20 protein-coding genes are annotated in these 20,251 nt (G+C 70.2%); 8 read left to right on the top strand and 12 right to left on the bottom strand.

All coding sequences use genetic code 11. The features are described from left to right. Nucleotides 1–2: 2 nt before the first annotated feature. The 8 genes from flhA to ASC65_RS07130 form a co-directional block, all read right to left on the bottom strand. Nucleotides 3–2,087 carry a flagellar biosynthesis protein FlhA gene (gene flhA / locus ASC65_RS07165; RefSeq protein WP_235561439.1) on the bottom strand — a complete coding sequence of 695 codons (2,085 nt, stop codon included), beginning with the start codon at nucleotides 2,085–2,087 and terminating at the stop codon, nucleotides 3–5. Between the two features lie 14 nt (nucleotides 2,088–2,101). Then, the gene (bla, locus tag ASC65_RS07160) at nucleotides 2,102–3,013 is read right to left on the bottom strand and encodes a class A beta-lactamase (protein ID WP_056451091.1); all 912 of its coding nucleotides are present in this window, start codon (nucleotides 3,011–3,013) and stop codon (nucleotides 2,102–2,104) included. Nucleotides 3,014–3,015: 2 nt separating this feature from the next. After that, on the bottom strand, nucleotides 3,016–4,425 hold the full coding sequence (flbD, locus tag ASC65_RS07155; protein ID WP_056451088.1) for a sigma-54-dependent transcriptional regulator FlbD: 1,410 nt from the start codon (nucleotides 4,423–4,425) through the stop codon (nucleotides 3,016–3,018). A 49-nt stretch (nucleotides 4,426–4,474) separates the two neighbouring features. Continuing rightward, nucleotides 4,475–4,807 (bottom strand): flagellar motor switch protein FliN, encoded by a 333-nt coding sequence (gene fliN, locus ASC65_RS07150; RefSeq protein ID WP_056451085.1) that lies wholly within the window; start codon nucleotides 4,805–4,807, stop codon nucleotides 4,475–4,477. Further along, on the bottom strand, nucleotides 4,807–5,457 hold the full coding sequence (locus ASC65_RS07145; RefSeq protein ID WP_056451082.1) for a flagellar assembly protein FlbE: 651 nt from the start codon (nucleotides 5,455–5,457) through the stop codon (nucleotides 4,807–4,809). Before ASC65_RS07145 ends, fliN begins: the two co-directional genes overlap by 1 nt. 1 nt (nucleotide 5,458) lies before the next feature. Further along, complete coding sequence (gene fliG, locus ASC65_RS07140) at nucleotides 5,459–6,484, bottom strand: flagellar motor switch protein FliG (protein WP_235561438.1); 1,026 nt, start codon at nucleotides 6,482–6,484, stop codon at nucleotides 5,459–5,461. Nucleotides 6,485–6,495: 11 nt separating this feature from the next. Continuing rightward, a complete protein-coding gene (gene fliF / locus ASC65_RS07135) occupies nucleotides 6,496–8,151 on the bottom strand; it encodes a flagellar basal-body MS-ring/collar protein FliF (RefSeq protein WP_056451077.1) in 1,656 nt (551 codons plus the stop codon). 95 nt (nucleotides 8,152–8,246) lie between these two features. Then, the gene (locus tag ASC65_RS07130; protein WP_056451074.1) at nucleotides 8,247–9,104 is read right to left on the bottom strand and encodes a hypothetical protein; all 858 of its coding nucleotides are present in this window, start codon (nucleotides 9,102–9,104) and stop codon (nucleotides 8,247–8,249) included. Nucleotides 9,105–9,160: 56 nt separating this feature from the next. Between ASC65_RS07130 and ASC65_RS07125 the strand changes: the two genes are divergently transcribed. From ASC65_RS07125 to ASC65_RS07110, 4 genes are all read left to right on the top strand, one after another. Further along, nucleotides 9,161–9,490 carry a DUF1491 family protein gene (locus tag ASC65_RS07125; protein ID WP_056451071.1) on the top strand — a complete coding sequence of 110 codons (330 nt, stop codon included), beginning with the start codon at nucleotides 9,161–9,163 and terminating at the stop codon, nucleotides 9,488–9,490. A gap of 65 nt (nucleotides 9,491–9,555) precedes the next feature. Next, nucleotides 9,556–9,939 (top strand): four helix bundle protein, encoded by a 384-nt coding sequence (locus tag ASC65_RS07120; RefSeq protein ID WP_056451065.1) that lies wholly within the window; start codon nucleotides 9,556–9,558, stop codon nucleotides 9,937–9,939. 198 nt (nucleotides 9,940–10,137) lie between these two features. Further along, entirely contained in the window at nucleotides 10,138–10,518 is a 381-nt protein-coding gene (locus ASC65_RS07115; protein ID WP_056451062.1) for a hypothetical protein, read from the top strand. 82 nt (nucleotides 10,519–10,600) lie between these two features. After that, nucleotides 10,601–12,175, top strand: a complete 1,575-nt coding sequence (locus tag ASC65_RS07110) for a hypothetical protein (protein WP_056451058.1) — start codon at nucleotides 10,601–10,603, stop codon at nucleotides 12,173–12,175. 2 nt (nucleotides 12,176–12,177) lie between these two features. Here ASC65_RS07110 and ASC65_RS17705 read toward each other — a convergent pair whose 3' ends face one another. Further along, nucleotides 12,178–12,312 carry a hypothetical protein gene (locus ASC65_RS17705; protein WP_268750057.1) on the bottom strand — a complete coding sequence of 45 codons (135 nt, stop codon included), beginning with the start codon at nucleotides 12,310–12,312 and terminating at the stop codon, nucleotides 12,178–12,180. A 146-nt stretch (nucleotides 12,313–12,458) separates the two neighbouring features. Here ASC65_RS17705 and ASC65_RS07105 point away from each other — a divergent pair, with 146 nt between their 5' ends. Continuing rightward, entirely contained in the window at nucleotides 12,459–14,090 is a 1,632-nt protein-coding gene (locus ASC65_RS07105; protein WP_056451055.1) for a peptide chain release factor 3, read from the top strand. Here the strand turns inward: ASC65_RS07105 and yczE are convergent. Then, nucleotides 14,065–14,673 carry a membrane protein YczE gene (yczE, locus tag ASC65_RS07100; RefSeq protein ID WP_056451052.1) on the bottom strand — a complete coding sequence of 203 codons (609 nt, stop codon included), beginning with the start codon at nucleotides 14,671–14,673 and terminating at the stop codon, nucleotides 14,065–14,067. The two genes, ASC65_RS07105 and yczE, sit on opposite strands and share 26 nt — an antisense overlap. 60 nt (nucleotides 14,674–14,733) lie before the next feature. On the opposite strand from yczE, the gene yczR reads away from it, so the two are divergent. Then, nucleotides 14,734–16,167, top strand: a complete 1,434-nt coding sequence (gene yczR / locus ASC65_RS07095) for a MocR-like transcription factor YczR (RefSeq protein WP_056451049.1) — start codon at nucleotides 14,734–14,736, stop codon at nucleotides 16,165–16,167. On the opposite strand, the gene ASC65_RS07090 is transcribed toward yczR, so the two are convergent. Continuing rightward, nucleotides 16,164–17,084 carry a DMT family transporter gene (locus tag ASC65_RS07090; protein WP_056451046.1) on the bottom strand — a complete coding sequence of 307 codons (921 nt, stop codon included), beginning with the start codon at nucleotides 17,082–17,084 and terminating at the stop codon, nucleotides 16,164–16,166. The two genes, yczR and ASC65_RS07090, sit on opposite strands and share 4 nt — an antisense overlap. 73 nt (nucleotides 17,085–17,157) lie before the next feature. On the opposite strand from ASC65_RS07090, the gene ASC65_RS07085 reads away from it, so the two are divergent. Together ASC65_RS07085 and ASC65_RS07080 are read left to right on the top strand one after the other, a co-directional pair. Next, complete coding sequence (locus tag ASC65_RS07085; RefSeq protein ID WP_056451043.1) at nucleotides 17,158–18,015, top strand: LysR family transcriptional regulator; 858 nt, start codon at nucleotides 17,158–17,160, stop codon at nucleotides 18,013–18,015. A gap of 109 nt (nucleotides 18,016–18,124) precedes the next feature. Next, the gene (locus ASC65_RS07080; RefSeq protein ID WP_056451040.1) at nucleotides 18,125–19,369 is read left to right on the top strand and encodes a hypothetical protein; all 1,245 of its coding nucleotides are present in this window, start codon (nucleotides 18,125–18,127) and stop codon (nucleotides 19,367–19,369) included. Nucleotides 19,370–19,384: 15 nt separating this feature from the next. On the opposite strand, the gene cysQ is transcribed toward ASC65_RS07080, so the two are convergent. Continuing rightward, on the bottom strand, nucleotides 19,385–20,170 hold the full coding sequence (cysQ, locus tag ASC65_RS07075) for a 3'(2'),5'-bisphosphate nucleotidase CysQ (protein ID WP_056451439.1): 786 nt from the start codon (nucleotides 20,168–20,170) through the stop codon (nucleotides 19,385–19,387). Nucleotides 20,171–20,251: the final 81 nt, after the last annotated feature.

Raw genomic sequence — 20,251 nt, 5'->3', positions numbered from 1 at the left:
CGTCAGACCGTCCCGATGGTCCGCAGGCGGGCCTTCGGGTGGACCTCGTTCTGGCTCATCACCACGGTCTGGCCGCGGAAGCGCTCGATGATCGAACGGACGTAGGGCCGGATCTGCGGCCCGGTCAGCAGGACGGCGGTCTCGCCGGCCATGGCGGCGCGCTCGAATACGTCACGGGTGGCGCGGATGAAGTCCTGCAGGCGCGAGGGCGCCATGGCCAGTTGCTTGTCCTCGCCATTGCCGATCAGGCTTTCGGCGAAGGCATGCTCCCACTCCGGCGACAGGGTCACGATCGGCAGGGCGCCGTCGTCTCCCTTGTGCTGCCAGCACAGCTGACGGGCCAGGCGGCTGCGGACGTGCTCGACCAGGGTGGTGACGCTGGAGGTGTGCGGCGCGGCCTCGGCCAGGCCCTCGAGGATGGCGCCCAGGTCGCGGATCGAGACCTTCTCGCGCAGCAGCGACTGGAGCACCCGCTGCAGGGTGGTGACGGTGACCACCGACGGGATCAACTCGTCGACCAGCTTCTTCTCTTCCGTGCCGAGCTCGCGCAGCAGCTTCTGCACCTCGGCGTAGGAGAGCAGCTCGGCCATGTTCTCCTTGAGGATCTCGGTCAGGTGGGTGGTCAGCACCGTCGACGGATCGACGATGGTGTAGCCGCGGAAGGTGGCCTCTTCGCGCAGGCTTTCGTCGATCCAGGTGGCGGGCAGGCCGAAGGCCGGTTCGCGGGTGTGCTCGCCCGGCAGCTCGACCTGGCGGCCGGCCGGGTCCATGGCCATCAGCGAGCCGAGGCGGACCTCCCCCTGACCGGCTTCCATCTCCTTGATGCGGATGGCGTAGCCCTGGGTGCCCAGGCGCATGTTGTCGAGGATGCGCACCGACGGCATGACGAAGCCGTACTCCTGGGCCAGCGAACGGCGCAGGGCGCGGACCTGGTCGGTCAGGCGGCGGCCTTCCAGGTCGTTGATCAGCGACAGCAGGGAGTAGCCCAGCTCGATCTTGACCTCGTCGATGGTCAGGGCGGTGCCGATCGGCTCCTCGACGTCCTCCTTGGGCCCGGCGGCGATGCTGTCGGCCTCGACCGGTTGGGGCTTGAGCTTCGCGCGGCCCAGCCGCCAGGCCATGAAGCCCGCGCCGATGGCCAGGGCCGCGAACGGCAACAGCGGCATGCCAGGGATGAGGCCGATCAGACCGGCGGCGCCGGAGACCACGCCCAGGCTGACCGGGTTGGTGGCCAGCTGGCTGACCAGGGCCTTGTCGGCGGTGCCTTCGACGCCGGCCTTCGACACCAGGAAGCCGGCGGCGATCGAGATGATGATGGCCGGGACCTGCGTCACCAGGCCGTCGCCGATCGTCAGGGCGACGTAGTTGTTGGCGGCCTCGCCGATCGGCAGCTGGTGCTGGATGACGCCGATCAGGATGCCGCCGATGACGTTGATGAAGACGATGATCAGGCCGGCGACCGCGTCGCCGCGCACGAATTTCGAGGCGCCGTCCATGGCGCCGAAGAAGGTCGATTCCTGCTCCAGCTCCTTGCGGCGCCGCTTGGCGGTCTCTTCGTCGATCAGGCCGGACGACAGGTCGGCGTCGATGGCCATCTGCTTGCCCGGCATGGAGTCGAGCGTGAAGCGGGCCGAGACTTCGGCGATGCGGGTCGAGCCCTTGGTGATGACGACGAAGTTCACCACCAGGATGATGGCGAAGATGATGATGCCGATGATGAAGCTGCCGCCCATCATCAACGTGCCGAAGGCCTGGATCACCTGACCGGCGGCGGCATGGCCTTCATGGCCGTGGGTCAGCACCAGGCGCGTCGAGGCCAGGTTCAGACCCAGCCGGAACAGGGTGGTGACCAGCAGGACCGTCGGGAAGATGGCGAAGTCCAGCGGCCGCTTCATCATGACGGCGGTCATCAGGATCAGCACCGACGACACCAGCGACAGCGCGAGCAGCACGTCGAGCAGGAATTTCGGCACCGGCAGGATGAGCAGCAGGATGACGCCGATGACGCCGATGGCCATGGCCACCTCGCCGCGCGCCACCCAGCCCATGACATCCCGGCCGGTCGGACGGGCCATGCCGTCCTTCATGAGAACCGCGTCCGTCATGCGGCGTGTCCGAGCGCGGCCAGGGCCAGACGCGCGGCCTCGGCGATGGTCGCCTCACGCTGGGCCTCGTCCGAGGCGCGCGTCGCGTGGTTGTAGACGGCCATGATCACCGGCTCGCCCGAGGGCGGATACAGGACGCCGATGTCGTTGGTCGGGCCGTAGCCGCCGGTGCCGGTCTTGTGCGCCACGGTCCAGCCGGCCGGAACGCCGGCCTTGATGCGGCCCACGCCCGTCGGGGTATCGGTCATCCAGCGTAGCAGCAGCGCCTTGGATTCGGCGGAGAGCGGGGTCTCGGCCGACACCAGCAGGCGATAGAGGTTGGCGACCGCCTGGACCGGCTGGATGGTGTCCTTGTCGCCGTCGAGACGGTTCATCTCGGGCTCGAGGCGGTCGACCGTGGTCGTCTGGTCGCCGATGCCGCGGTAGAAGTCGCGCAGCACGTCCAGGCCGCCCAGTTCGCGGATCAGGATGTTGGCGGCCGGGTTGTCGCTGACCTCGACCGTGCCCTTCATCAGGTCCTGGATGGTCAGGGTCCCGCCCACGGCCGGCTCGGTGACCGGGGCGTGGTTGATCATGTCGGCGCGGGTGATCGGAATGGCGCGATCGAGCCGTTCTTCGCCGCTCTGGACGCGCAGCAGGGTGGCGGCGGCCAGGAACATCTTGAAGGTGGAGCAGTAGACGAACCGCTCCTCGCCGCGCCAGCGCAGCTCGCGGCCGGTGGCCAGATCGCGGGCGGCGAAGCCGATGCGCCCGCCGTGGCGGGCTTCCAGCGCCGACAGGTCGAAGGCTTCGGGGACGACCGCCTTGGCGGCCGGCGTCTGCGCCGCTTCGGGCGCGCGGGAACAGCCCATCAGCGCGATCGCGCCGAGGCCGGTCAGGACGCTTCTGCGGTCCGCCCGGAGTTTCATGCTCAGGCCGCCGCGTAACCGGAGGCGGCGATGCCGGACTGCGGCGCCGGGATGGACGTGCCCTCGTCGGCGTATTCGTTCAGCTTGTTGCGCAGGGTGCGGATCGAGATGCCCAGGATGTTGGCCGCATGCGTGCGGTTGCCGAGGCAGTGCGACAGGGTGTCGAGGATCAGAGTCTTCTCCATCTGCGCCACCGTCTGGCCGACATAGGCGCGCGACACGACGTCAGCGGTGTGGGCGGCGCGGGCGGCGAAACCGGCGTCAGCGGCGGCGGGCCCGACAGCGGGACCCGCGGCGCCGGCGGTCAGCGGCTGGCCGTCCGGCAGGCGGATGGCCTCGACGTCGATCTCCGGGCCGACCGCCAGCAGCACGGCGCGGTGCATGGCGTTCTCGAGCTCGCGGACGTTGCCGTTCCAGCGGTGCGAGACCAGGGCGCGCTTGGCGTCGGTCGAGATCGGGCGCACCGGCACGCCGTTGGCGGCGGCGTATTTCTTGACGAAATGATCGGCCAGGACGGCGATGTCGCCCGGGCGCTCGCGCAGGGACGGCAGGCGCAGGTTCACCACGTTCAGGCGGTAGAGCAGGTCCTCGCGGAAGCTGCCCTCGGCCACCGACTTGGCCAGGTCGCGGTTCGAGGTGGCGATGATGCGGATGTTGACCGGCACCGGCTTGGTGCCGCCGACGCGGTCGATGACCCGCTCCTGGATGGCGCGCAGCAGCTTGGCCTGCAGGCGCACGTCCATCTCGGAGATTTCGTCCAGCAGCAGGGTGCCGCCGTCGGCCTCTTCGAACTTGCCGATGCGGCGCGCCATGGCGCCGGTGAAGGCGCCCTTCTCGTGCCCGAACAGCTCGGATTCCAGCAGATTGTCCGGGATGGCGGCGCAGTTGACGCTGATGAACGGCTTGTCCGCGCGCTTGGACCCGCCGTGCAGGTAGCGCGCCATGACTTCCTTACCGACGCCGCTTTCGCCGGTGATCAGGATCGAGGCTTCCGAACGGGCGACCTGGTCGGCCAGCTGGATGACCGCCTTCATCGACGGATCGGCCGAGATCAGCGGGCGCTCGTCGTCGGCCACGGCCGACAGGACGGCGGCGATCAGATCGGCTTCCGGCGGCAGCGGGATGAACTCCTTGGCCCCGGCGCGGATGGCGTTGGCGGCGTCGGTGGCGTCGGCGTCGACGCCGCAGGCCACCACCGGCACATGAATCCGCTCGTTCTCGTTGGCCGAGATCAGGGCGGCGATGTCGACGCGGTAGTCGACCATCAGCAGGTCAGCGCCCTGGCCGCGACGCAGTTGTTCGGTGGCCTGATCGCCGCGCTCGACGTGCTGGACCTTGGCGCCGTGCGCCATGGCCATCTTCACCGCCGTCGCCAGCTGTCCGCTGAGCCTGCCAACCACCAGAAGCCGCATGGGTCTTCTCCCCTAGTCTCTTACCAATCCGACGCCGTTCGCTTCCGCGTCAGGAGTTGGAGTCTTCCGTCTTGATGATTTCCGTCATGGTCACGCCTAGACGGTCCTCGACCACAACCACCTCGCCGCGGGCGACCAGGCGGTTGTTGACGAAGATGTCGATGGCCTCGCCGACCTTGCGGTCCAGCTCGAGCACCGAGCCGCGGTTCAGCTTCAGCAGCTGGGCCACGGACATGTGGGCCTTGCCCAGGACGGCCGAGATGTTGACCGGGACGTCGAAGACCGGCGCCAGGTCGTGGGCGGTCTTGTCGGTCGCATCTTCCTGGGCGGCGAGGCCCGCCGCATCCCCGAAGTCTTCCAGGGCCATGGTGTCGGACGCCATTACAGCCCCCCTTCGTTGAGAGCTTCAGCATGCCCGGCCTCGGCGGCCAGGGCGGATTTCAGGGCCTCGTCCATGCGGGCGAAGGCGGATTCGGCGTCAAAGCCGGCGCGGCCGTCGGCCCACTCCAGCTGGAAGGAGGCGCGCGGGCCCGGCTCGTCGCGGAAGGCCACGGCGCCGGTGAAGCCGACGTCCGCACACAGTTGTTCGACGCGGGCGCGGCCGGCCTCGTCCAGTTCGGCGCTGCGAATGACCAGACGCGGCGAGGCGTCGATCTCCTGGCCCAGCGCCTCGAGCGCCGCCTGCAGCGGGCCGTTCGGGAAGCGATCCAGCGCCGCGGCGGCGACCACGCGGGCGGCCCCCATGGCCAGTTCGGCGGACTGCTCGCGGTGAGCGTGGGCCACCTGGGCCAGCGACGGCAGGGCGGCGCTCAGCGCCTGGCCGATGGTCGACAGCGCCATGGCCTGCAGGCTCTCGCTCTCGGCGAGGGCCTGGTTGCGGGCTTCGAGCCGGGCCTGGGCGACCAGGGCCTCGACCTCGGCGGGGGCGAAGGCGCGCTTCATCGGCCGGAAGGCGGACGGCTGCACGACCACGCCATCGGCGTCGAACTCGGTGTCGAAGATGAAGGGGCGGGAGAGCGGGGCGCTGGTCATGTCAGTAGATCAGCTCGTCGTCGCCGCCCTGGCCGACCAGCATGATCTCGCCCTTGGCGGCGAGATCCTTGGCGACCTGGACCATGGCCATCTGCGCCTGGTCGACGTCCTTCAGACGGACCGGGCCCATGCTCTCCATGTCCTCGCGCATGATCTTGGAGGCGCGCTCCGACATGTTCGAGAAGAACAGTTCGCGCAGGCTTTCCGAAGCGCCCTTCAGGGCCAGGGCCAGCTGGTCCTTCTCGACCGCGCGCAGCAGGGTCTGGATGCCGCCGGGGTCCAGCTTGGCCAGATCCTCGAAGACGAACATCAGGGCGCGGATGCGCTCGGCCGCCTCGCGATTGCGCTCTTCCAGCGCGCCGATGAAGCGGGCCTCGGTCTGGCGGTCGAAGCTGTTGAAGATGTCGGCCATCAGCTCGTGGCTGTCGCGCTTCGAGGTGCGGGCCAGGTTCGACATGAACTCGGTGCGCAGCGTCTGCTCGATCTTGTCGAGGATGTCGCGCTGCACCGGCTCCATGCGCAGCATGCGCTGGACGCACTCGAGGGCGAAGTCCTCGGGCAGGCAGGTCAGCACGCGGGCGGCGTGGTCCGGCTTGATCTTGGACAGCACCACCGCGACGGTCTGCGGGTATTCGTTCTTCAGATAGTTGGCGAGCACGGCCTCGTTCACGTTGCCGAGCTTGTCCCACATGGTGCGACCGGCCGGGCCCCGGATCTCCTCCATCAGGGCGTCGACGCGCTCGCCCGGCATGAAGGACTGCAGCAGGCGCTGGGTCTGCTCATAGCTGCCCATCACCGCGCCCGAGCCGCTCATGCCCGAGACGAACTCGACCAGCAGCTCCTCGACCACCACCGCGCTGACGGTGCCGAGCGTCGCCATGGCCTGCGAGATCTCCTTGATCTCGTCGTCGTCCAGGCTCTGCCACAGGCGGGTGTGGTCCTCGCCCAGCGACAGCAGGATGACGGCGGCCTTCTCGGGCCCCGTCAGCTTGCGGGCGTCGTCGATCGTCGGTTTCTTGGAGACCATCCGGGCCGCCATCAGCCTTCGTGCACCCAGCTGCGAAGGATCGCAGTGGATTCCTCAGGGTGCTTCTCGACGAACTCGGCGACCTTGCGGACCGACGACGCCTTCACCTGGCCCTCGATGCGGGCGATGTCGAGGCGTTGCTCCATCTCCGACGGGCCGGTCAGCTGGGCCATGCCCGGCGCGCCGCCGGCGCCGGCGGGGCCGCCGACCAGCGAGGTCTGCAGGGCCGTGACCGGCACGCCGCCCGGGCCGACCAGTTGCGGGTCGCCCGCGCGGCCGCCGCCGGCCGCCGTCTTGAGCAGCGGACGCAGGACGAAGAAGATCAGCAGCACGCCGGTGATCAGCAGGACCAGCAGCTCGACCCCACGCATCAGGTCGTTCTTGGTGAAGTTGAACAGCGGCGAACCGGCTTCCTCGCCGCCGGCAGCAGCGATGTCGCGGTTGAAGCGGACGGCGGTGACCTGGACCACGTCGCCGCGCTCGGCGTTGAAGCCGACGGCCGCCTTGACCAGGGCCTCGATCTTGGCGCGGTCCTCTTCCGACACCGGGGTGTAGGTCGGCTCCCCGCGGCCGTTGGCGGCCGGGGTGTATTTGCCGTCGACGGCGACGGCCACGGCCAGCCGCTTGACCTCGCCGGCTTCCTTCACGGTCGTCGTGGTGGTGTTCGAGATCTCGTAGTTGGTGGTCTCGGTGTTCTGGGTGTCGCGCGAGCCGATCGGGGTCGTGGCCGGAGCCTCGCCGCCCGGGATGTTGTTGGTGGCCGTCGCCCCGCCGTCCGAGACGCCGGTCGTGTCCTGGCTTTCCGAGCCGTTGGTCGACATCGAGCGGACGACCTGGCCGTCCGGATCGTAGCGCTGCTCCTGGGTGGTCGAGCGGCTGTGGTCGATGTCGGCGGTGACCTGCACGCGGGCGGCGCCGACGCCGACGACGCCTTCGACGATGTCCTTGATGCGGTTCTGCAGCTGGGCCTCGGTCGAGCTCTTGGCCTCTTCGGCCGAGGCGGCGCTGAAGCCGTCGCCGTCCGTGCCGGCCGCCAGGGTGCGGTTGGCGGTGTCGGTCAGGGTGACCTTCTCCGGCTTCATGTTCGGCACCGACGAGGCGACCACGTTGCGGATCGACTGGACCTGGGCGCCGGTCAGCGAGCCGCCGGTGACGCCGACGACGACGGCCGCGGTGGGCTCGCCGGCGGCGGTCTGGAACATCTGGCGCGCCGGCAGGGCGATCATGACCCGGGCCGAGGTGATGCCGCGCATGCTCATGATGGTGCGGGCCAGCTCGCCTTCGAGGGCGCGCTTCTCGTTCAGGTTCTGCTGGAACTCGGTCTGGCCGAGCACCGACTGGTTGTCGAAGATCTCGTAGCCGACCGAGCCCGAGGTCACGAGACCCTTGCCGGCGACCAGCAGGCGGGCTTCCCCAACCTGATCGCGGCTGACGAAGATGGTCGAGCCGTCGCCCTTGGACGAATATTTGATGCCGGCGCTGTCCAGCGCGGTGGTGATCTCGGACGCCTCGCGCAGGTCGAGGTTGGAGTACAGCAGGGCGTCGGGGGCCTGGCCGATGCGCAGCATGACGGCGACCAGCACCGCCGCGACGCCGGCGGCGACGCCGAGCACCACGGTCAGACGACCGATCCCGAACCTCTGCAATGCCGCCGTAAAGCCGCCCACGCGCCCCTGCCCCGATTACACACGGGGGGATGACCACGCCCGCTAGGCAGAAACTGCCGCCCGCGTGGTAAACGACGGGTTAAGGGCTTTAACGATTAGACGGCGCCCATGGCCATGAAGGCCCGCCCGGCGGCGAAATCACCGGCTTCGAACCGAGCCGTCGCAACACTTCCGTCGCGGAAGTGAAACTCCAGAAGCACGGTTTCGCGCGGGTCCAGCCGCTCCAGGCCGTCGGCGGCGGAGGCCGGGAAGCGCCAGGCCTCGCCGGCGCGCTTGCCCTCGGCCAGCAGGGCCCGATCGGCCTGGCCGGAGCCCGTAGCCCAGACGCTGGCCCGCGACGCGGCCGGGGGCAGACCGCCGCCGGCGAGCCAGGCGCGCGGCGTCTTGAGCGGATCACGCATGACGATGCGGGCGGCGTAGGGCCGCGAGCGACCGACGAAGGAGACCACCGCGGTCATCCCGTCGGCCTCGTCGCCGGCATAGCCGAGCGAGACCGGCGAGGCGCCGACCGTCGACGCCTGCACCAGACGCCAGCCCGGGCGGGTCCAGCCGGTGCGATCGGCGACCCAATGGCGCTGAGCGCCGTGGAAGGTCATGCGCGGGGTGCGGGTCCAGCCCGAGAAGGCGCCCTCGACCCGGGTCCGCACGAGGCCGAGTTCAGGGTCGCGGCAGGACACGGCGTCGGCGCGGGCCCGGGCCCGGGCGGCGACGGCGTTCAGCTCGACCTCCCGCCGGCCGGCGCGCAGGGCGGCGCCCCGGGCCTGGGCGGTGGCGGCGGTCAGGGCGGCGTCGACGTCGCGGGTGAAGAGGCCGCAACGGGCGTCGGCGGCGACCACGAAGGCCCGCTCGTAATAGGTGTCGGCCGGGCCTGCCATGGCGCTGGACGGGGCCGCCACGAGGGCGGCCGCCAGCAGGGCGGCTTGGGTTCGGGAGGCGTTCTGCCCTATGGTCATGCCCCGCACTCTACGCATGAGGCGTAGCGTTACGGTTTCCGAGCAGGGTTATCGGTTTGCTACTTTCGAGTGACCTTTGGGTCTCCGCCCTGATCCGTCGCGCCGAGCTGGGGGGGGCGTTCGCCACGGTGGCGCGCAAGGGCGACGACCGGGCCGGCACGGTCATCGTGAAGGCGTTCAATACGAGCGAGCGGCGCGCAAGACTCTATAGTGAAGCTTTCGGCCCCGATGGCGACCGCCTGTGGATGCAGCCGATCGAGAGCGAGTTCGAAAGCGAGCTCGACGACTATCTGCAGCGCCAGATCCGCTACGACCCCGACCTCTGGGTGGTCGAGATCGAGGACCGCCAGGGCCGGCACTTCATTACGGAGAAGGTGGCAGGGTAGGGTCGAGGGTCGGGGGTTGAGGGTTGAGGGTTGAGGGTTGAGGGTTGAGGGTTAGAGGGGCCTGCATGACCGGCTACGTAGAACTGAAGGTATGGGGCAAGGCGATGGATTTCGCGGCGGCGATCTATTCGCTCGCTCCCTCAATGCCGAAATCTGAGCTCTACGGGATGACCAGCCAGATGCAGCGCGCTGCCGCCTCTGTTCCCGCGAACATCGCAGAGGGCTACCAACGCGGCACGCGCAAGGACTACGCCCGCTTCATCAGCATCGCCCGAGGTTCACTGGCCGAGACCGAGACGTTTCTCCGCCTGGCGACGCGCGTCGGCCATCTCACGCCAGAAGCCACGACCGCGCCTTTAGCCATGGCGGACGAACTAAGCCGAATGCTGACGCGACTGAAGGAAAAGCTCGACGGCCACCCGCTTGGCCAGCCGGGAGCAGCCTCCTAGCCTTCCTCAACCCTCAACCCTCAACCCTCAACCCTCAACCCTCAACCCTCGCCCCTCGTCCCTCGTCCCTAACCAGTCCTTTCCGCCCGCGCCGCCGGTGCGAAATCCTTAACGACGTTCGGACACGGAACCTCAAGCGCGATCCCCTATCGTCCTCTGCAACGGGCCAGAAAGGTCCGGTGATGGCGGACGATTTCGATGCTGTTCCTTCTGAACGATGTGGTGTTCGACCTCGACGAGACCTGCCCGGTCGCGGCCGTCGACGCGCGCCGTTTCGAGAAGCTGGGCTTCGACTACGTCCTGTCCCTCGGCTGCGAGCTGTTCGCCGAGGACCCGATGCTTCACCGCAACGACCCGGAGCGCGCCCGCCGTCTGGCCTGGCTGATCCACGAGCGCTCGCCCGAGGTGAACGCCGCCCTGTTCGCCGCGCCGGAGCCGGGCTGCGACCCGGACCTGGTCGAGCCGCAGTTCTGCGCCCTGCCGATCCTGGTGATGCAGCAACTCCAGAGCCGCTCGTCCAAGGGCAAGCTGGATACGGTCGCGGCCGACCGCGCCGTTTGGATGCGCTTGGCGGCGTAAGGCCGCAGCTTGGCTGGACTCTCCGGCTTGGACAGGCCGGGCGCTCGCCTCTAGGAGACACCCGCATTCATACGGGGCGTTCATGACTTTCTCGATCCGCGGACTAGCCGCCGCCATGGCCGGCGTGCTGGCGCTCGCCTTCTCGGCGCCGGCGCATGCCGAGTGGCGACGGGCCGAGAGCCCGAACTTCGTCGTCTATTCGCAGAGTGGCGAGGCCGAACTGCGCCGCTACGTCCGCAACCTGGAAATCTACGACTACGTCCTGCGCATCCGGATGGGCCTCCCGACCGATCGAGCCGCCGGACGCAAGCTGCCGATCTATCTCGTGGGCAGCCGCCAGGGCCTGGTGCAGATCAACCTGAAGACCGGCCAGAACGTCGCCGGCACCTATTTCCCGGTCGCCGAAGGCATCTTTGCAGCCGCCATTCGCGATGAGTCGCAGGACTTCCTGCTGCACGAGTATTTCCACCACTTCAGCTTCCAGATGGGTTCGACCGCGAACTACCCGGGCTGGCTGAGGGAGGGCCTGGCCGAGTATTTTATGACGGCCGAGATCAAGCCCGGTTCGGTCGCCATCGGCGGCTATAACGAAGGCCGGGTCTACGCTCTGTTCGAAACCACCTGGCTGCCGCTCGAGGACCTGCTGCGCAAGACGCCGCATGATCTGCGCCGGCAGGACCAGCGCGCGAACTACTATTCGCTGTCGTGGCTGATGACCCACTGGTTCATGAGCGACGAAGGCCGGCGCGGCCAGTTGCTCGCCTACCTGGCCGATATTCACGACGGCGGCGATCCCGTCGAGGCGATGCAGCGCGCCACCGGCCTGACCCTGACCGAGCTGCGGCAGCAGTTGCGCAACTACCGGCGCTTGAGCGTCATGACCTACACCGCCGAATTCCCGCAGCCCGAGATCACCATCACCACCCTGCCGCGCTCGGCGGACGACCTGCTGCTGATCGCCCAGCGGCTCAAGGTCGGGGTCGATGAGGATAAGCGCGAGGAAACCGCCGCCCTGGTGCGTCGCCTCGCCGCCCGCCATCCGGACGACTCGTTCGCCCAGCTCCAGCTGGGCCACGCCGAGTTGCACTTCGGGGACGCCGAGGCGGGCGAGGCGGTGCTGGCGCGCCTGCTGGAGCGCGAACCCGACAACATCGAGGCCCTGCAACTGATGGGCGACCGGTACATCGACCTGGCCGGCGACCGCCCGGAAGAGGCCGACGTGCTGCTCCGTCGCGCCCGCGGCTATCTCGCCCGGGCCTATCGCGTCGACGAGGCCCAGTACTACACCCTCTACCTCATCGCCCGGACGCGGGTCGGCCAGGCGGGCTATCCCAACGAGAACGACCTCGTCACCTGGGACCGCGCCTTCGCCCTGGCGCCGCAGCTGTCATCCATTCGCATCGGCTTCGGCAGCGCGCTGATGGGGGCCGGGGAGTTCGACGAGGCGATCACCGTCCTGACGCCTCTTGCGAATTCGCCCCACGGCGGGACGGCCGCCGCCGCCGCCACCCTGCTGGTCGCCCGCGCCAAGGCGGGCCAGGCGCCGTTCAGCGACGAGGCGATGACCGCCGCGATCGCCGAGGACTCGCCGGCCGAACCGGAGCCGCAGACCGGCGATGAAGCTCAGCCGGAGCCCGAGCCCGCCCCCGCCGACTGAGTCTAGAACACCGCCCCGAAGACCACGTGCACGACGATCGCGGCGGCGATGATGACGCCAAAGCCGACGATCAGGCTGAGCGCGGGGTGCGGGCCGGGATGCCCCGGCGGCGGGTCATGCGGGTGGAGCTGGACCATGGCCGTTCCTTCGTTTCCAAAGGCGGCGCCCGGCTGCGTGACCGGTCGTCTCGCCCAAGCGTGACGATGACTCCGATAACCCTGCCTGACTAGGGGTTATTCGCGGCGGGTGACTTTGGGCCTGCGACAGGCTACTCGCCGCCACCATGTCGAAACTGACCCTGCAGGAAGAGGCCGGCCGCCGCCGGACCTTCGCCATCATCGCCCACCCCGACGCGGGCAAGACCACGCTGACCGAGCACATCCTGCTGGCCGGCGGGGCGATCCGGGCGGCCGGCGCCGTGCGCGCCCGCGGCGAGAACCGCCGCACCCAGTCGGACTGGATGAAAATCGAGAAGGAGCGCGGCATCTCGGTCAGCGCCTCGGTCATGACGTTCGAGCACGACGGCAAGATGTTCAACCTGCTGGACACGCCGGGCCACGAGGACTTCTCGGAAGACACCTACCGCACCCTGACCGCCGCCGACTGCGCCATTATGGTGCTGGACGCCGCCAAGGGCATCGAGCCGCAGACCCTGAAGCTGTTCGAGGTCTGCCGCCTGCGCGACATCCCGATCATCACCTTCATCAACAAGCTGGACCGCGAGGCCCAGGACCCGATGGCCCTGCTGGACGAGATCGCCAGCCGGCTGCAGTTGGACCCGGCCCCGATCTGGTGGCCCGCCGAGAGCGGCAACCGCCTGCGCGGCATGGTCGAGATGGGCACCGGCCGCTTCCAGCCGTACACAAAGAAGCCCGCCGGTTCCTCGGAGGACGTGCCGCACCCCGAGGCCCTGCCGCTGGCCGAGGCCGGTCAGTATTTCGAGGCCGGCGAGCATGAGGCCCTGCTCGAGGCCCAGGAACTGGTCGAGGCCGGCTACCCGGCGTTCGACCGCCAGTCCTTCCTTGAGGGTCACCTGACGCCGGTGCTGTGGGGCTCGGCCCTGCGCCACTTCGGCATCGACGAACTGCTCAAGGCCATCGGCGAGTGGGCTCCGCCGCCCAAGGTGATGAAGGCTCAAAAGGCCGCCCCGCCCGAGACCCGCAACGCCCCCGCCCCCGTCGACCTGTCGGTCGAGCCGGGCTCGGCCGAGGTCACCGGCTTCGTGTTCAAGGTCCAGGCCAATATGGACCCCAACCACCGCGACCGGATCGCCATGTTCCGCATGGCCTCGGGCAGCTTCAAGCGCGGCATGAAGCTGAAGGTGCAGAACACCGGCAAGCAGCTGAGCGTCAACGCGCCCATCATGTTCTTCGCCTCGGATCGCGAGCTGGCCGAGGACGCCTTCGCCGGTGATGTGATCGGCATCCCGAACCACGGCGTGCTGCGGGTCGGCGACAGCCTGTCGGAGAGCGGCATGATCCGCTTCGCCGGCCTGCCGAACTTCGCCCCGGAAATCCTGCAGCGCGTGCGGGTCAAGGATCCGCTCAAGGCCAAGCACCTGAAGAAGGCGCTCGACGGCCTGGCCGAGGAGGGCGTGACCCAGCTGTTCCGCCCCGAGATCGGCTCGGACTTCATCGTCGGCGCCGTCGGCCAGCTGCAGTTCGAAGTCATGGCCGACCGGCTGGGCGAGGAGTACGGCCTGGAGGTCATCTTCGAGCCCTCGCCCTACGCCGAGGCCCGCTGGATCGGCGGAGCGAAGGCCGACGTCGAGGACTTCATGGGCAAATACCGCCCGCAGATGGCCAGCGACATCGACAACGACCCGGTCTTCCTGGCCAAGTCGAGCTGGGAGACCGGCTACGTCGGCGAACGCTTCCCGAAGATCGCCTTCACGAAGACGAAGGAACGGGGCTGACCACCGGCTCCGGCCGCGTGAACATCGGCATGAAGATCTGCAACAGCGGGCCGTTCGCCAGCACATAGGCGATCGTCCCGAGGCCGACCGTGCCGCCGAGCAGCCAGCCGAACAGCAGGACGGCGGCCTCGACGCCGGTCCGCACCCATCTGATCTGCCAGCCCGTCACCCGGACAAGGCCGGTGGTGATGCCGTCGCGCGGCCCTGGTCCCAGCCCGGCGCCGATATAGGCCCCGGTGGCCACGGCGTTGAGAAGGATCGCGCCCGCCAGGAACAGGCCGCGCAGCCACAGGGCTTCCACCGGCGGCAGGGCCCAAAGGGCGAGATCGGCCGCCGTGCCGATGACCAGCACGTTCGAGATGGTGCCGATCCCGGGCCGCTGGCGCAGCGGGATCCAGGTCAGCAGCACCACTAGGCCGACCAGGTTGACGATCAGGCCGAGACTTAAGCCGGTCACCTGCGACAGCCCCTCGTGGAACACGCTCCAGGGATTGAGGCCGAGGTCGGCGCGGACCATCAGGGCGAGGGACAAGCCATATAGAAGCAGGCCGAGCTGGAGCTGGGTGAAGCGGCGCAGGAACATGCGGTCGCTTCTAACGGAACCGGCCTTGTTTTCTAGGGCCACTTTGCGGATCATGGCCCTGTGACCGCCGTGGTGAACCCCATCCTGCTGACCCGCCAGCTCGACGACTGGCGCGCCGCCCACGGCGGCGACGCGGCCTATCGCGGCCTGGCGGAAGCCCTGAAGCGGCTGATGCTCGACGGACGGCTGCCGCTGGACGCCAAGCTGCCGGGCGAACGGCGGCTGGCCGAGGCGTTGGGCCTGAGCCGGATCACGGTCAGCGCCGCCCTCGACCGCCTGCGCGCCGACGGCTTCGTCGTCAGCCGGGTGGGCTCGGGCAGCTACACCGCCCTGCCCCCCGGTCCCACAGGCGGCCGCGATCCCCTCCACCACCGCGATGCCGCCGGTCTCATCGACATGGCCACGGCGGTGATGCCCGCCAGCGAGCGGGTTCACGCCGCCTATGCCGAGGCCCTGGCCTCCCTGCCGATCCACCTGCCCGGCCACGGCTACGGACCGGTCGGGACCCTCGCCCTGCGCGCAGCGGTCGCCCGCAGCTATGAGGCGATGGGCCTGGCCACGTCGCCGGAGCAGATCGTCATCGCCGCCGGTGCGCAGAACGCCTTCGCCCTCTTGCTGCGCGCCGTTGGGCGGCCGGGCGACGCCGTGGTCATCGATCACCCGACCTTCCACCACGCCATCGACGCCATCGTTCGCGCCGGGCTGAAGCCGGCTCCCGTGGCCCTGACTCCGACCGGCTGGGATGTCGACGCCCTGACCGCGACCATCGACCGGGCTCGGCCACGGCTGATCTATTTGATCGGGTCGCACCATAACCCGACCGGCCGGGTCATGTCGGCCGAGGAAGAGTCCGCGATCGCCGCCGCGGCCCGCCGGGCCGGTTCGCTGCTGGTCTTCGACGAGACTTTGCGGGAGCTGAGCTTCGGGCCGCCGCCGCCACCGCCGCGTCACCTGGGCGACCACGTCGTCCGGCTCGGCTCGACCAGCAAGAGCTGGTGGGGCGGACTGCGCGTCGGCTGGATGCGGGCGGCGCCTGCAGTGATCGAGGCCGTGGTGCGCAGCCGGGCCTCGCTCGACCTCGGCGTGGCCATCATCGAGCAGTTGGCCGCCGCCTCCCTGCTGGCCGGCGACCAGGCGCCCCTGGTCGAGCGCCGCCGTCAGCTTGCGGCGCGGGCGGGCCACCTGCGCGAGCGGCTGGCGGCGGTCCTGCCGGACTGGGAGACCGAGCGCCCGCCCGGCGGGCTGTCGCTGTGGGTCGGGCTCCCGCGTCCGGCCAGCGAGGCGCTGGTCGCCTCGGCCGAACGGCTGGGCCTGCGCATCGCACCGGGCACACGCTTCGGCGTCGGCGGCGCCTTCCAGCGCTACATCCGCCTGCCCTTCACCCTGCCAGAGAGCGAACTGGACCAGGCCGTCGACCGGCTGGCAGAGGCCTGGGACCGACTGGAGTCCCGACCTCGGCGCGCCAGGGGCCCCGCCGAGGGCGTGATCCTCTAGGCGGTCGCCGTCGCCCGCTTGGGCACGGCGTGCGTCCGCACCCGCGCCAGTTGCACGAACAGCACCCCGCCGCCGGCCAGGACAAGCCCGCCGATCTGCGGCGCGGTCAGACGCTCGCCGAGGAACAGCACCGCCAGGACGGCGATCTGGATCAGCATGGTGTTGTTGATCAGGCTGGCTTCCAGCGCGCTGAGGACGGCCTGGGCGCGGTTCCACAGCCAGAACGCCAGGGCGGTGTTGGCGGCGGCGAGCCAGCCGACGATCAACCAGCCCTTCGGCGTCATCTCGGGCCAGCCCTGCAGGGCCACGCCGCCGCCCAGCAGGGCCGCGGCCCCGGCGGCCATGCTGACGGCGGTGACCAGCGACGGCGGCAGGCCGATGTCGCGGTTCACCTTGCGGCCGAGCAGGTTCTGACCGGCGTTGGCCAGCACGCCGACCGCGCCGATGGCCAAGCCGATCGCCGCGCCGGTCGGCAGGGCCTTGGAGGCGAAATAGAGCCCCGACCCGGCCAGGAAGACGCCGATGCCGAGCATCTCGCGCCAGCCCAGCCGCTCGCCCAGCAGCACCACGCCGAGGATGGCGACCAGCGCCGGGGTGAAGGCCAGCATCAGGCTGAGCGTCGTCGCCGGTAGCATCGACATGGCCATGAACTGGCAGGCCTGGGTCACGGCGTACTGAAGCAGGCCGAAGGCCAGCAGCAGGGCCCAGCGCTTGCGCCCGCACTCGGCCAGCCGCTTCCGGTTCGACGGGGTCAGGGCGATCGGCAGCAGCAACAGGGCCGCGAGGCCGTAGCGCAGGCCGGCGAACGGCAGCGGCGCGATATCGACCAGCCCCCATTTGATCAGAACCCAGGAGGACGACCACAGCAGGGTCACGAACAGGGCGAGGGCGACGGCGGTCAGGTGCTTCTGGGTCATGGCGGCGCCTGATGCCCGGCTTGCGACGTGACGCCTAACGACTTATCCGGCGATGTTCGTGAGTTTTCCGCACATGGCCGAGACCCCTGCCCCGCCCACCCTGCCGCTCAAGGCCCTGCAGGCCTTTGACGCCGTCATGCGGTTGGGCGGCGTTGGCCGGGCGGCTGAGCGGCTGGGCGTCACCCACGGCGCGGTCAGCCGTCAGGTCGGCCAGCTGCAGACGGCGCTGGGCCAGACGCTGTTCGAGGGCCCGCGCAACGCCCGCCGTCCGACGCCCGAGGCCGAGCGGCTGTGGGCGGAGGTGGCGCCCGCCTTCGCACAACTGGAAGAAGCCGTGGCTGAACGAGCCGGCTCGGGGCGCCGGGTCCGGGTTTCATGCCTGTCCACCCTGGCGGCCCGCTGGCTGATCCCCCGCCTGCCCGGCTTCACCGCCGTCGCACCGGGAGTCTCTGTGGAGCTGAGCGAATCCTACGCGCCGCTGGACCGACGCCTCGGCGGCGCCGACGTGGCGGTGCGCATGCTGGCGGCGGAGGCGACGGTCCACGAAGGGCTCGAGGCGGTCGCCTTCATGCGGAACGAGATCGGCATGGTGGCGGCGCCGGACGCGGCCGGCGGACGGCGGCTTCTGTCCCGCTCCCATCCCCAGGCCTGGACCGCCTGGAGCCGCCTGACCGGCCGTCCGGTTCCGCCCGGGGCCGCCCTCGAGTTCGACCACCAGCAGACCATGATCGAAGCGGCGATCGCCGGCCTGGGGGCCGCCGTGGCGCAGCGGCCGCTGGTCGAGGCGGACATCGCGGCCGGGCGGCTGAAGGCGATCGACGGCTTCACGCCCGACGGCGCCGTATTCGCCGCCTTCCACCGCCGGGGCGAGGCCGGCGCGGCGACCCGGCGCTTCCTCGACTGGCTCGCCGCCGAGGGCCGGGCGGGTTGAATCTTCTTCTGCATACAGCCAAGCCGAACCACCGCTCCGGCGTCGCGTTTGCAGAAACGATGACAGGGACGGCTTGCGGGTCCCGAAGCGGGACGGAGCGAGTCAGCCCATGTTCGAGTTTGGCCGGGATCTTCGAAAACTCTTCGAGAAGGCGCGCGAGAGCGACGATCTGGGCTGGCTCGAGCTGATCGGGGTCGACCTCGTCGCCGCGGAGGCCCGCCGCGAGACGACCGACGCCGGCCGCGCCTCCTGCGTCCGTCCCTTCGAGGGCTGGATGCGCGCCGCCGCCCTGTGGCGCGAGCACGCCCGGCGCACCGGCGCGCGCGACAGCCTGGACCGCGCCGCTCGCTGCGCCTCCGACGCCGCCCGGCACACCGCCACGCCCGACCAGACCGCCGCCGCGGCGATCGAGTCCGGCGAGATCCATCTCCTGCGCTTCGACCTGTTCGGCGGCCTTTCGACGCTCAGCGCCGCCCTGTCGGACGCCCAGTCCCTTTCGGCTGAACGGCCGCAGACTCGCGCCGCCGCCGCCGCCCTGCACGCCCGCCTGACCGCTCGCCGCGCCGCCCAGACCGGCGAGGCCTCGACCATGCTGGACGCCGCCGCCCTCCTCGACGCGGCCCTGCACGGCGCCCGCATCCTGCCGCCGGCCGCCGCCGACGACCTGCGGCTGGATCGCGCCGCCCTGGCGCTCGAAGCCGGGGTGAAGCGCCGCGACGCCCGCCTGCTGGACCAAGCCGGCCGCGACCTGCGCGCCCTGGTCGAAAGCGCCTCGCCCGACTATCGGCCGCTGACCCGCGCCCGCGCCCTGGCCCTGGCAGGGTCGGGCCTGATGGCGCTGGCCGCCCTGGCCGCCAACGAGACCGCCCGCCTGCAGGGCATGGCGCTGTTCGACGCCGCCGCGGAACAGTTCACGCCCGACCACAGTCCGCTGGACTGGGTCGCGGTCCGCATGCTGCAGGCACAGACCGACCTGCCCCTGCTGCGCCTGGCCGAGGCCGAAGCCCTGACCCGCGAGTCCGGCCTGATTCTGGGCGCTCTGGCGCGTGAGCGCCGGCTGGCCGCCGAGGCGGCCCTGGCCGAAGCGATGGGTGACGTGGACGGCCTTCTGGGTCTGGAATCGATCGTCCGGCGTCGCCTGTCCAAGGGCGGCAAAGTACAGGCGGTGGACTGGGCCGCCGACCAGATCGGCATGGCGCATCTTTCGATGGCCCGCGCCCGTCTGACCGGGACCGAGCCGCACGCCATCGGGATGATTCTCACCGAGGCCATGGAGACCGCGCACGAACAGGGCTCGCGCGCCCTGGCCGAGCGCGCGCGTATGGCGATGCCGGAAGCAGTGGCCGGGGCCTAGGCCCCAGCCGGGGCCTCAGCCGCCCAGAGCGACGAACGGACCGTTGGCGAAGCACGACTTGCCATAGCGCAGCGGCTGGCCGTCCTCGCCCATGACGCGGCCGCCGGCGGCTTCCAGCACCGCCTGGCCCGCCGCCGTGTCCCACTCCGAGGTCGGACCGGTGCGCGGATAGGCGTCGAAACGGCCTTCGGCGATCAGGCAGAATTTCAGCGAGGAGTCGGTGCCCTGCCAGGTGGTGCAGCCGTGACGGCCGGCGAGGCGGTGGGCCTCTTCGTCGGTCATGCTGTGGCTGAGCAGCGCCATGGGCGCGGCGGGGCGTTCGCGCACCCGGATCTGGCGCCAGGCGTCGCCGAAGGTGCGGCGGAAGGCGCCCGCGCCGGGCACGCCGCTGCGCCAGGTGGTGGCGGTGGCCGGGGCGGTCACCACCCCGGCGACGGGGACGCCGTTGTGAATCAGGGCGATGTTGACGGTGTAGCTCTCGCGGCCCTCGATGAAGCCGCGGGTGCCGTCCAGCGGATCGATCAGCCAGAACATTTCGCCGCCCTCGGCGGGCAGGCCGTTCGCGGCGGCGGCTTCTTCGGCGACGGCCTGGACGCCCGGCCAGGCGGCTTCGAGCCGCGCCAGGATCAGGGCTTCGGCCTCGCGGTCGGCGCGGGTCACGGGGCTGTCGTCGGCCTTGGACTCGGCCACGACGCCGTTGCGCCAATAGGGAAGGATGACGCGCGCGGCGTCTTCGGCGATGTCGGCCAGGGCCTCGGTCAGGGCGCCGGAGGCGAGGTCGGCGGAAAGTCGTGCGATCATGCGGCTCCGATAGAGCATCCGGACGTTTTGAAGAACCGGCAAATCAGGTCAGCGTCCGCGCGACCGATCACCTGTTGTTTT

The organism is Brevundimonas sp. Root1279, from assembly GCF_001425945.1.
Lineage (GTDB): Bacteria > Pseudomonadota > Alphaproteobacteria > Caulobacterales > Caulobacteraceae > Brevundimonas.
This window is presented reverse-complemented; position numbering and strand designations above follow the sequence as displayed.